The sequence below is a fragment of the Micrococcus sp. KRD012 genome, assembly GCF_017168555.1.
Lineage (GTDB): Bacteria > Actinomycetota > Actinomycetes > Actinomycetales > Micrococcaceae > Micrococcus > Micrococcus luteus.
The window spans coordinates 145879-158029 of the sequence record NZ_JABFBB010000007.1; the positions used below are offsets into that span (position 1 = coordinate 145879).

A 12151-nucleotide genomic window follows, 5' to 3' on the forward strand; every position below is an offset into this window, starting at 1 on the left:
CCCGGTGCGAGGATGGGTCCATGACCAGGGAACACGGGGAGGACCCCTTCGACGACGACGCGGCGGCGCCGGAACGGGCCGCCCGGCTGGTGCGCACGGCCGCCGCGCCCGAGGACCGGATCACGCTCACGGACGAGCAGGAGGCGATCGCCTCGCTCGCCCCCGGGCACGGCGCCGTGCTCGTGCTGGGCGCCCCCGGCACGGGGCGCACCACCGTGGCGGTCGAGTACGCGGCCCGCCGGATCGAGGAGGGGCTGGACCCCGAGTCCCTCCTGCTGCTGGCCCCGAGCCGGGACGCGGCGGCGCGGCTGCGCGACGCCCTGACCCGCCGGCTCGCCGCCGCCGGTCGAGGCACCCGCGCCGTCACTCCCGTGCGGACCTGGTCCTCCTACGCGTTCGACCTGCTGCGCCGCGCCCGCGTCACGGGACCGCTGAGGCATCTGGAGGTCGCCCCCCGGCTGCTCACCGGTGCCGAGCAGGACACGGTCATCGCCGAGCTGCTCGAGGGCTACGCCGCCGGCCTCGCCGCCGCGCCGGACTGGCCGGCCGACGTCGCCCCCGCCGTGGAGGCGCGGGGATTCCGCCGCGAGGTCCGCGAGCTCGTGGACCGCATGAGCGAGCTCGGCCTCGAGCCGGGCCGCCTGCAGGAGCTCGGCACCGCCCACGGGCGCCCCGAGTGGGAGGCCGCGGCCGTGCTGCTGCAGGACTACCGGGACCGGATCGACCTGGGCATGGCCGAGGCGTTCGACGCCGCCGGGCTGCTGTCCGCCGCCGTCCGCGTGCTCACCGAGCGGCATCCCGAGGACCCGGAGCGCGACGCCGCGGCGCAGGCGTTCGTGGCGGCGGAGCGGGACCGCCTGGCCGTGCTCGTGGTCGAGGACCTCCACGAGGCCACCCCCGCCGTGCACGACCTGCTCACCGTGCTCGGACGCGGGCGGGACGTGCTGCTCACCGCGTCGCCGGACACCACCGTGGAGGGCTTCCGCGGCGCCCGGCCCGACCTCCTCGCCCGGTACCCCGGGGTCCTCGACCCCGATCCCGTGCCGGGGGCCGCCCCGCCCGCGTCCCCGGACGGGCGCGTCCGGGTGCTGACGCGCGGGCACCGCATGCGCGCCGAGGTCCAGGACGCCTACCTGCGCGTGGCCCGCCGGGTCCGCCAGCGCACCGCCGGCGTCGAACGGACCCGGACCGAGACCGTCCCGGCGGACGGTGACGGCGCCGTCCGCGCGCACGTCGTGCCCACCCGCGCCCACGAGGACCAGCTCGTCCTCGAACGGGTGCTGCGGGTCCACCACGAGGACGGGGTGCCCCTGGACCGGATCCTCGTGGTCGCCCGCTCCGGCTCCCGTGTGGCCGCGCTCGCCCGCCACCTGGAGGCCGAGGGCGTCCCCGTGCTGCGCGACGCCGCCGGGCTCGTGCTGAAGGAGGAGCCCGCCGTCGCGCCCCTGCTCACGCTGGTGGACGCGGCGGGGGCGCTCGCGGAGGATCCGGAGGCCCGGGTCGAGGACGTGCTCGACCCGGACGAGGTCGTGGGACTGCTCACCGGCCGGTACGGGATGGCCAGCGCGCTGCACGTGCGGCGGCTGCGCCAGGACCTGCTGGCCGCCGAGCGGGGCCGGGGCGGCCGGCGCACCTCGGACGCGCTGCTCGCCGCGGCCCTGCTGGACCCGAGCCTGGCCGGCCCCGAGCACGAGCGGCACCGCGCCCTGCGCCGCGTCCACTGGATGCTCCGGGACGGCCTGGAGGCCGCCCGCGCCCCCTCGGCCTCGCCCGAGACCGTGCTGTGGGCGCTGTGGTCCGCCTCCGGTCGGGCCGAGCGGTGGCGTTCGCTCGCGCTGCGGCCCGCCGAGCACGCGAACGACCGCCGCGAGTCCCGCCGGGCGGACGCGGACCTCGACGCCGTCGTCGCCCTGTTCAAGGTGGCCGAGCGCTTCGTGGACCAGTTCCCGGGCGCGTCGCCCGAGTCGTTCGCCGTCTACATGGAGTCCCAGGACCTGCCCGTGGACACCCTGGCCCGCCGGGCCGAGTCCGGCGACGCCGTGCACGTGCGCACCCCCGCCGCGGCGGCCGGCCAGGAGTGGGACACGGTGATCGTCGTGGGCCTGCAGGAGGGCGTGTGGCCGAACACCCGGCTGCGCGGCCAGCTGCTCGGCGCCACCGACCTCGTGGACCTCGTGACCCTGCCCGCGGACGCCCCGTGGCCCACGGACCACCGCACCCGGCTGCGCGAGGTGCGTCAGGACGAGCTGCGCATGCTCGCGGCCGCGGTCTCCCGGGCACGGCGTCAGGTGGTCGCCACGGCCGTACGCGCGCCGGATGAGGGACCCTCCGACTTCCTCGACCTGGTGGACCCGCCCGAACGGCTGCCCGCCGAGGCGCGCGACGCCGCCGGCGTCCGGCGGCTCACCGCGGTCCCCGACCCGATCACGGCGCCCGCGCTCGTCGGCCGGCTGCGCCGCGTCCTGGAGGCCGGGGACGAGGCGGACGCGGCCGACGGGGCGACACCCCGGGCGGCGGCGGCCGCCGGCCTGGCGGCCCTCGCCGAGGACGGCGTGACCGTCGCGGACCCCCGACGCTGGTGGGGCCTGCTGCCGCTGTCCACCGAGGCCGCGCTCGTCGACCCGGAGCACGAGGTCGTCGCGCTCTCGCCCTCCCGCGTGGAGACGGCCCTGCGCAATCCGCTGGACTGGGTGCTGTACCACGTCGGCGCGAACGCGGGAGGGACCCTCGCCCAGTCCGTGGGCACGCTCGTGCACTCGGTGGCCGAACACCATCCCGAGGGCGTGCCCGAGGACGTGCGTGCCGAACTGGAGCGCCGCCTGCCCGAACTCGGCCTGCCGGAGGGCTGGATCACGGAGATCGAGCACGACCGGGCCCGCGGCCTGGTGGACGCCTACATCGGCTACTGGAGCATCGCCCGGGCGGCCGGGCGTCGGCCCGTGGCCCAGGAGGTGCGGCTCCTCGCGGACCTGACCTGGGGCGGGACCACCGTCCGGATCACCGGCGTCGTGGACCGGCTCGAGGCGGATGCGCAAGGCCGACCCTTCATCGCCGACCTCAAGACCGGCCGCAGCGCGCCCACCGGCGCGGAGATGGCGCGCCAGCCCCAGCTGGCCGCCTATCAGGTGGCCGTCCGCGCCGGCGGTCTGGAGCAGGTCCGGGACGACCCCGCCACGGACCCCGCCCTGCGCGCCGCGCTCGCCGGCCTGGAGCACCCCACGACACCGGCCGGCGCGGCCCTCGTCCAGCTCGGCGCCGGCACCCAGAAGACCAAGGTGCAGGACCAGCCGGCCCTCGAGGACGAGGACACCTGGGCGCTCGAGCAGGTGTTCACGGCGGCCCGCCGCACCACGGGGCCGCGCTTCCTCGCCCTCCACGAGGCCGGCGCCCGCCGGTGCGCGCTGCCCTCCGTCTGTCCGCTCTGCTCCGAAGGAAGGCAGGTCACCGAATGGCCCCGCTGACCGGCGATCCCGCCGCCCAGACCGATCGTCCGCGCGTCGAGGACGCGGTCCACTCCCCGGAGGACATCGCGGCGCGGCTGCGGCTGCCCCCGCCCACGCAGGAGCAGGCCGAGGTGGTCACCGCCCCGCTCACTCCGCGCCTGGTGCTGGCCGGCGCCGGCTCCGGCAAGACCGCCACCATGGCCGACCGCGTGGTATGGCTCGTGGCCAACGGGCTCGTGCGCCCGGACGAGGTCCTCGGCGTCACGTTCACCCGGAAGGCGGCCGGTGAGCTCGCCGAGCGGATCAACGGGCGCGTGGACGCCCTGCTGCGCTCCGGCCTCGAGATCCCCGGCTTCGACGGGGAGCCCGAGGACCTGGGCCGCGCCTCGGTGTCCACGTACCACTCCTACGCCGGCGCGCTCGTCAGGGACCACGGCCTGCGGATCGGCGTGGAACCGGAGGCGCGGCTGCTCGGGGGCGCGGACGCCCACCGGCTCATGGGCGCCGTCGTGCGTTCGCATCCGGTGGTCGCGGACACCCTCGGCGTGGCCCCGTCCCGGCTCATCACGCAGGCGTTGCGGCTGGCCGGGGACATGGCCGAGCACCTGGTGAGTGCGGACGAGGTGCGCGGGTTCCTCGCCCGGCTGGCCGAGCAGGGGAGCGCCCTGCCGCTGCCCCCGCGCGCCAAGACCCCCTCGAAGGAGATCCAGGAGTTCCTGACCGGCCTGGCGGACCGCGCCCTCATGGCGGACCTCGTGGCCCGCTACGACGAGGTCAAGCGCGAGCAGGACGTCATGGACTTCGGCGACCTGCTGCGCCACGCGGCGCGCATCGCCGTCGAGGTGCCGGCGGCCGGCGAGCAGGAGCGCGCGCGGTTCCCCGTGGTGCTGCTGGACGAGTTCCAGGACACCTCCCACGCCCAGATGCGGATCTTCGCCGGGCTGTTCGGCCCGCGCGGCCCCGAGGACGACGCGCCCGGGCTGGGGCACTGCGTCACCGCGGTGGGCGACCCCCACCAGTCGATCTACGGCTTCCGCGGCGCCTCCGCCGGACAGCTCTTCGCCTTCCCGCACGCCTTCCCCCGGCTGGAGACCGGCCCCGGCGGCGCCCCGCGGCGTGTGAACGCGGACGTCTCGCACCTGACGATCGCGTGGCGCAACGAGGAGTCGATCCTGGCGGTCGCCAACGCCGTCGCCGCGCCGCTGAACGCCCACGCCGCCGCGGCGGGCGGCGCGCCGGTGGAGGTGCGCACCCTGCGACCCCGACCGGGCGCGGGGGAGGGCGTCGTCCGGGTGGACCGGTTCGTCACCGCGGAGGAGGAGGCCGCCGACGTCGTCGCCCGCCTCGGCGCCCTCACCGGGTCCGGGCCTGGGGGGACCACCCCGAGCCGCGCCGTCCTGTGCCGCACCCGCGCCCAGTTCGGCCCCGTGCTGGACGCGCTCGACGCCGCCGGCCTGCCCTACGAGGTGCTCGGGCTCTCCGGGCTGCTGGCGCTGCCGGAGGTCGCCGAGGTGCTCGCCGTCCTCCACGTGCTGGCCGACCCCACGCGCAGCGACCAGCTCGTCCGCCTGCTCACCGGCCCGCGCTGGCGCATCGGTGTGGCCGACCTCGAGGTGCTCCAGGAGCGCGCCCGGTTCGTCTCGCGGCTGCGGGCCCAGCGGGCCGCCGGTGGGCGGGAGGACCCCGCCGGGGCTGCCCCGGACGCGGCCCCGGACCGGGACGTGAGCCCCGAGGAGGACGCCGACGCCGCCGCCCTGCTGGAGGCCCTCGACTCCCTGCCCGGGGAGGGGACGGACTGGGTCGGCTCCCGTGGCCGCGGCTTCTCACCCGAGGGCCTGGCCCGACTGAGGGCCGTCAACGCCGAGCTGCGCCGGCTCTCCACGCGCACCGGGGAGGACCCGGCCGACCTCATCGCGGAGGTGATCCGTGAGACGGGGCTGGACGTCGAGGTGGCCCTGCGGCCCGGCGTCTCCGCGGCCGCGGCCCGGCGGCACCTGAACGCGTTCCAGGACGCGGCCCGCGACTTCGGCGCCGGCACCACGGCGACGGACCTGACGGCGTTCCTGGCCTGGACGGAGTCCGTCCTCGAGCACGAGGACGGCCTCGGCGTCGAGAACGCCGAACCCACCCCCGGCCTGGTCCAGGTGCTCACCGCGCACGCCTCGAAGGGGCTCGAGTGGGACGTCGTCGCGGTCCCCGGCCTGCAGGAGGGCACGTTCCCCTCCACCCGGGCGGATCGCTGGACCAGCCCCGGGGCCGGCGCGCTGCCGTGGCCCCTGCGCGGGGACCGCGCGTCGCTGCCGCAGTGGGACGGCTCGTGGGCCCAGGACCAGCGGGACTGGGTCCAGTCCGCCGGCACCAAGTACAGCTCCAAGGCGGCCCAGGAGGGCAACCCGGATCCGTATGCCGTGGCCGTGGCCGCGCACGCCGAGCGCGAGGAGCGGCGCCTGGCCTACGTGGCGTACACGCGCGCGCGATCCGCCCTGTGGCTGAGCACCTCCCTGTTCAAGGGCGTCAACAAGGAGCCCCTGCCGGCCTCGGCCTTCCTCGAGGAGGTGGCCGGCCTGGCGGGGGAGGTGCCCGGCGTCGCGCTCGGCCCCGCCCCCGCCGAGGACGACCTGCCCGAGGCCAACCTCGCCGCGGGCCGGACGCTGGTCGCCCGCTGGCCCTTCGACCCGCTCGACGGCCCGGAGGCCTTCGTCGCCGACCCGGAGGACCCCGAGGACGAGGAACGCTGGCAGCCGCTGCCGCACCGCTCCCGGGCCCGCCGGCACGGGGTGGAGGCGGCCGCCGCGGCCGTGCACGCCGCGGACCCGGCGGCGCTCGGGGACGACCCGGAGCTGGCCCGCCAGGTGGACTGGGTGCTGCTGCGCCGCCGGGACGTCGCCGGGACGGGCGGGGAGACCGCCCTGCCCGAGCACGTCTCCGTGTCCCTCTACGGCGAGCTCGCCGCCGACCCGCAGGCCGTGGCCGAGCAGCTGCGCCGGCCCCTGCCCCGGCCGCCCGCGCACGCGGCGCGACGCGGCACGGCGTTCCACGCGTGGCTCGAGGAGCGCTTCGGGGCCACCGGCATGCTGGACATCGACTCGGCCGAGGACGCCGCGGACCTGTGGGTCGACGAGGCCCTCGACCTCGGCCCGATGCAGGAGTGGTTCCGCTCCTCGCGCTGGGCGGAGCGCACCCCGGCCTTCGTCGAGGCCCCGGTCGAGACGACGGTCGGCGGGATCACGCTGCGGGGCCGGGTCGACGCGATCTACCGCTCCGGCGGGGACCCCCGCCTGCCCTTCGACCCCGAGGCCGACTGGGAGCTCGTCGACTGGAAGACCGGCGCCGTGCCGCGGGGCCGCGACCTCGAGCTCAAGTCGCTGCAGCTGGCCGTCTACCGGCTCGCCTGGTCACGGCTGCACGGGATCCCGCTGGAACGGATCGGGGCCAGCTTCGTGTACGTGGCCCACGGGCAGGAGCGCTCCTTCCCGGACCTGCCGGGGGAGGAGGAGCTCGAGCGTCACATCACGGACGCCCTGGCCCGCCGTTGATCGACCGCACCACCTCGACGGCGGGCAGCGACCCCGTCTCCGGGTCCGCGCTCCTCACGGCCGCGGCCTCCCGGGCGTCCTCCGCCGCATCCCGGGCGTCCTCGGCGGCGTCGGCGGCCGCGTCGGCCTCCGCCTGGCGCGCGGCCGCCTCCTGCGCGGCGCGCACGTCGCCCTCGAGCTCGGCCAGCATGGCCTCCGCCTCGGCGACCATGGCCTCGTCGTGCCGGTCCAGGCCCCGCGTGAGCCACTGGGCGAGGGCGAACTCGGCGAGCAGCGCCGCACGGCGCATCAGGTGGGCGTCGCCGTCGTCGGCGGCCCCCGCGTCGGCCCGCCGGGCCGCGTAGGCGTCGAGGACGCGGTCGGCCAGGTCCGGGTCCGTGGCGGCGGCCAGCCAGGCGACGTCGCCGGCGGGGTCGCCCACGTGCAGGTCCGTCCAGCCTGTCACGCCCACCACGCGGCCGCGCTCGAGGAGCAGGTTGTCCTCGTGCAGGTCACCGTGCACGGGCACCGGGGTGAACCGCCACAGGGCCTCCTCCTCCATGGCCTCCTCCCAGCGGCGCAGCAGCAGGGGCGGCACGCGGCCGGAGGTGGCCGCCTGGTCGAGGGCGTGGAGGTGACGCTGCCGGATCTGCTCCGCCGTGTAGGAGGGCAGGTCCGCGTGGTCCACGACGTCCGAGGGCAGCGTGTGGATCGCGGCCAGCACGCGGCCCACGTCCTGCACCGCGGGCTCGCCGAGCCGGGCCAGCTCGTCCAGGGTGACGGGACGCCCGGGCATGTCCTGGTAGACGAAGGTGCGCAGCCCCTCGAGCCGCACCGCGCCCGCCACGGAGGGCGTGCGGAACGGCAGGCCGGCGCGCACCGCCGGGGTCAGGCCCGCCAGCACCTGCAGCTCCGTCTCGAGACGGATGCCCGCCTCCGGGGTGCGGGGCGAGCGGACCCGCCACCGCTGGCCCTCACCGTCCACGACGACGGCGGTCGAGAAGTCCGCGGGGTCGTCCGGGCTCGCCTCCACGGAGACGGGGGCGAGGCCGGGGACGGCCGCGGCGGCCAGGGCTGCGAGACGAAGGGGCTGACGATCCACCCCTCCAGCCTAGGCGCGGAACGCCCTCCCCCGTCGTCGGGCGCACCGGAGACGGGTCGCTAGCCTGGACGCATGGCCTCCTGCCCCCCGTCGTCGTCCGACCCCACCGCCGCACCACCCCTGGCCCTGCCGCTGGCCCGCGAGGAGCTGGACCGCGGTGCCGTGGCCCGCCTCGACCCGGGCCACCTGGCGGCGTCCTGGGCGCGCGAGGGGACGGAGGTCCTGTGGCTGCAGGGCGGCCGCGCACCGGTCGCGGACGGCCGGCTCGTCTTCACCGCGCCCTCCGGTCCCGTGCCGGCCGAGGCCGCGTATCTGGGCCGCGGCACCGCGGCGGACCGGGGCCCGCACGGGCGGGAGCGCGAGGTGGTCTCCGTCGCCGTCGAGCCGCCGGCGGCCCTGCCCGAGGACGCGGCCACCGCGCTCGCGGACGCCGTGTGGGTCGGCCTCCGCGACGCGGCCGCCGCCCTCAGCGACGCGGACACCGGGCTGTTCGTGGCCGCCGTCGCGAACGCCAACTGGCACGCCACCCACCGCTTCTGCGCGTTCTGCGGCGGCGTCACGGACGTCGAGGCGGCCGGCTGGGTGCGTCGCTGCCGCGACTGCTCCCGGGAGCAGTTCCCGCGCACGGACCCGGCGGTGATCGTGGCCGTCATCGACCCGGCCGGGCGGATCCTGCTGGGCCGCAACGCGGCGTGGCCCGAGGGGCTGTACTCCTGCCTGGCCGGGTTCGTGGAGCCGGGGGAGTCCCTGGAGCACGCGGTGGTCCGGGAGATCGCGGAGGAGTCCGGGGTCACGGTGACGCAGCCGCGCTACCGCGGCTCCCAGCCGTGGCCGTTCCCGCGCTCGCTCATGCTCGGGTTCACCGCGCTGGCACCGGCCGGCGCCGAGCCGGTTCCGGACGGCGAGGAGATCCTCTCCGTGCGCTGGTTCGAGCGGGAGGAGCTCGCGCGTCTGGCCCGCGAGGGCGACGTCACCCTGCCCGGGGCCGTGTCCATCGCGCGGGCGCTCATCGAGGATTGGTACGGTGGGACGCTGCCCGATGCGCAGACCCTGATCACCTAGGAGGACTCGTCCCGCATGAGCACTCCCGACGAGATCCTCCGCGGCCTCGACCCGGAGCAGCGCCGGGCCGCCACGGCCCTGCACGGGCCCGTCTGCATCCTGGCCGGCGCCGGCACCGGCAAGACCCGCGCCATCACGCACCGCATCGCCTACGGCGTCGCCTCCGGCGTCTTCGACCCGCACCGCACCCTCGCCCTGACCTTCACGGCGCGTGCGGCCGCGGAGATGCGCACCCGCCTGCGCGACCTCGGCGTGGCCGGCGTCCAGGCCCGCACCTTCCACTCCGCTGCCCTGCGCCAGCTGCAGTACTTCTGGCCCCAGGCCGTGGGCGGCCCCATGCCCTCGCTGATCGAGAACAAGGTGCGCCTGCTCACCGAGGTCGCCCAGCGCATGCGGATGACCGTGGACCGGGCCGGACTGCGCGACCTCGCCGGCGAGATCGAATGGGCCAAGGTCTCCCTGCACGCCCCCGAGGGCTACGCCGAGGCCGCGAAGGAGCGGGAGATGCCCGCCGGCTGGACCGCCACCACCGTCGCCCGTCTCTACACCGGCTACGAGGAGGCCAAGACAGCCCGGAACATGATCGACTTCGAGGACGTGCTGCTGATCCTCGTGGGGATCCTGTCCACCGAGCCGCAGATCGCGGCCACGATCCGGGACCAGTACCGCGTGTTCGTGGTGGACGAGTACCAGGACGTCTCGCCGCTGCAGCACCGCCTGCTCGACCTCTGGCTCGGCGACCGCGGCGACCTGTGCGTCGTCGGCGACGCCTCCCAGACGATCTACTCGTTCACGGGCGCGACCTCCCGCTTCCTCACCGACTTCCGTGAGCGGTACCCCGCGGCCACGGTGGTCCGGCTCGTGCGCGACTACCGGTCCAGCCCGCAGATCGTGGAGGCGGCCAACCGCCTGCTGGCGGACCGCACCAAGGCGGGGGAGCGGGACCGCACGATGCCGCGCTGGCCCGACCCCCTCGAGCTCGTCTCCCAGCGGCCGGCCGGCCCCGACCTCGTGTTCGCGGAGTGCACCGACGACGAGGCCGAGGCCGGCTGGGTCGCCGACCGGATCGCGGCGCTGATCGACGACGGCGTGCCCGCCTCCGAGATCGCCGTCCTGTTCCGCACCAACGGCCAGTCCCAGGCCTTCGAGACGGCGCTGTCCTCGGCGGGGATCGGCTACCAGCTGCGCGGCGGCGAGCGGTTCTTCTCCCGGCGCGAGGTGCGCGACGGGATCCTGCAGCTGCGGGCGGCCGCCCGCGCGGCCCAGGACCTGACGGGCGACGACGTCACGGACCGGGTGCGGGACGTGCTCTCCTCGCTCGGCTACTCCGCCGAACCGCCGTCGGCCACCGGCGCGGCCCGTGAACGGTGGGAGTCCCTGCACGCCCTCGTCAACCTCGCCGACCAGCTCGCCACGACGCGCGGGGCCGAGTTCACGCTGACCGAGCTCGTGGCCGAGCTCGACGAGCGGGCCCAGCACCAGCACGCGCCGACGGTGCAGGGCATCACCCTGGCCTCGCTGCACTCGGCCAAGGGCCTCGAGTGGGATGCGGTGTTCCTCGTGGGCCTGTCCGAGGGGCTCATGCCGATCTCCTTCGCGGAGACCCAGGCCGAGGTGGACGAGGAACGGCGCCTGCTCTACGTGGGGATCACGCGTGCCCGCCAGCACCTGTCGCTGACGTGGACGCTCTCGCGGGGCACGGGCGGGCGCTCCACCCGGCGGCCCTCCCGGTTCCTGTGGGCCATCGACCCGACCCTCGGCGGCACCCGCGAGCACGCCCCGGCCCGCGGATCCGCGGCCGGCCCGACGGCGCCGCGGCGCCGGGGTGCGAAGGTCGCCGTGTGCCGCACGTGCGGCAAGCCCCTCGAGACGGGAGCCGAGCGCAAGGTCGGCCGCTGCCTGGACTGCCCCGCCACCTACGACGAGGCGGTGCTCGAGGAGCTGCGCGACTGGCGCACCCGCACGGCCGCCGAGATGCGGATGCCCGCGTTCGTGGTGTTCACGGACGCCACCCTCGTGGCCATCGCCGAGGCCATGCCGAGGACCCCGGCAGAGCTCCTGAAGGTGCCCGGCCTCGGCAAGGCCAAGCTGGAGAAGCACGGACCGGAGCTGCTCGAGCTGCTGCACGGCACCCCGACGGCCTGAGCCGCGGGCCCGCACCCCGTTCCGCCGGCGGCGCCGCCCCCGTCAGAACGCCCAGCCGAGCGCGTCCGGGTCGCAGGCGCAGCCGGGCCGGGGGCGGACCTTCACTCGGCGCGTGCGTCCCGTCACCCGATCGGCCCGCAGCACGCCGGGGGCCGGTCCGGTCCGCAGCGCGTCCACGGTCAGCACGACGGCCCGCAGCGCCGCGAGCCCGTCCACCTGTCCCCGGTGCGCCGACGGGCCGGGCGCCGTCGGGGCACCGGGGACGCCCGCCGGGTCCGCGGGCCATCGGCACAGCGGGCACCCGCGCACCCCGGGGGCGCACCACGGTCCGACCGTGACCGCTCTCGGCCCCACCGTGACCGGCAGCAGCGGGTGGTCGGCGGCGAGGGCGTGCGCGGCCAGGTCCGCGTCGAGCACGGACCCCACCGCCACCGTCGCCTGCCCCACGAGCACCGGCACCGGGCCGTGGTGCGCGTAGAGGCGCAGCCCGGGGGCCACATCGCCCAGCCGGCGCGCGAGCGCACCCGCCCGGGGCCGACCGAGGTCCCCGGGCAGCAGGCCGGTCCCCAGGTCCGCGGCGTCGACGGGCCGCGGATCCCACAGGGCCAGGCGCAGCGCCCCGGCCCCCGCCAGTGCGTGGGCGATCGCCGCGCCCACCGCGTCGAGGCCCGCCACGTGGACGTCGGTCGGCGGGGCCCACGCCCCCGGCTCCAGCGCTGACGCGGCGGCGTCATGAGGGACGGTGGTGACGGTCTCGGCGACGGTGCGCACGGCTCTCCTCTCGGCTCGGTGCCTCCCACCCTGCCAGGGCACTCCCGGACCGCGCCGGATTGTCCACAGCCTGCGGCCCATGCCGGACAATGGCCGGATGCGCCCTGTCCCGC

General features: G+C 76.9%; 6 protein-coding genes. 4 read left to right on the forward strand and 2 right to left on the reverse strand.

Annotation, left to right across the window (positions count from 1 at the left end):
* Positions 1 to 20 precede the first annotated feature (20 nt).
* Together J1M37_RS04075 and J1M37_RS04080 are read left to right on the forward strand one after the other, a co-directional pair.
* The gene (locus J1M37_RS04075; RefSeq protein WP_206452160.1) at positions 21 to 3461 is read left to right on the forward strand and encodes an ATP-dependent helicase; all 3441 of its coding nucleotides are present in this window, start codon (positions 21 to 23) and stop codon (positions 3459 to 3461) included.
* Complete coding sequence (locus J1M37_RS04080) at positions 3449 to 6979, forward strand: ATP-dependent helicase (RefSeq protein ID WP_049147293.1); 3531 nt, start codon at positions 3449 to 3451, stop codon at positions 6977 to 6979. The genes J1M37_RS04075 and J1M37_RS04080 overlap by 13 nt, the downstream gene beginning before the upstream one ends.
* Here J1M37_RS04080 and J1M37_RS04085 read toward each other — a convergent pair.
* Positions 6954 to 8060, reverse strand: a complete 1107-nt coding sequence (locus J1M37_RS04085) for a phosphotransferase (protein WP_049147296.1) — start codon at positions 8058 to 8060, stop codon at positions 6954 to 6956. The genes J1M37_RS04080 and J1M37_RS04085 overlap by 26 nt on opposite strands.
* A gap of 72 nt (positions 8061 to 8132) precedes the next feature.
* Here J1M37_RS04085 and nudC point away from each other — a divergent pair, with 72 nt between their 5' ends.
* Both nudC and J1M37_RS04095 read left to right on the forward strand, forming a co-directional pair.
* Positions 8133 to 9122 carry an NAD(+) diphosphatase gene (gene nudC / locus J1M37_RS04090; protein ID WP_049147297.1) on the forward strand — a complete coding sequence of 330 codons (990 nt, stop codon included), beginning with the start codon at positions 8133 to 8135 and terminating at the stop codon, positions 9120 to 9122.
* 15 nt (positions 9123 to 9137) lie between these two features.
* Positions 9138 to 11267, forward strand: coding sequence for an ATP-dependent DNA helicase UvrD2 (locus tag J1M37_RS04095; RefSeq protein WP_078025606.1), 2130 nt, complete (start codon positions 9138 to 9140; stop codon positions 11265 to 11267).
* A gap of 42 nt (positions 11268 to 11309) precedes the next feature.
* On the opposite strand, the gene J1M37_RS04100 is transcribed toward J1M37_RS04095, so the two are convergent.
* Positions 11310 to 12038: a ThiF family adenylyltransferase gene (locus J1M37_RS04100; RefSeq protein WP_206452161.1), complete on the reverse strand. Its 729-nt coding sequence runs from the start codon at positions 12036 to 12038 to the stop codon at positions 11310 to 11312.
* Positions 12039 to 12151 lie beyond the last annotated feature (113 nt).

What these genes read in the sequence shown, in the direction of transcription:
- J1M37_RS04095 (WP_078025606.1), top strand. Translation starts at nt 9,138, where the DNA reads ATGAGCACTCCCGACGAGATCCTCCGCGGCCTCGACCCGGAGCAGCGC.
- J1M37_RS04080 (WP_049147293.1), top strand. Translation starts at nt 3,449, where the DNA reads ATGGCCCCGCTGACCGGCGATCCCGCCGCCCAGACCGATCGTCCGCGC.
- J1M37_RS04075 (WP_206452160.1), top strand. Translation starts at nt 21, where the DNA reads ATGACCAGGGAACACGGGGAGGACCCCTTCGACGACGACGCGGCGGCG.
- nudC (WP_049147297.1), top strand. Translation starts at nt 8,133, where the DNA reads ATGGCCTCCTGCCCCCCGTCGTCGTCCGACCCCACCGCCGCACCACCC.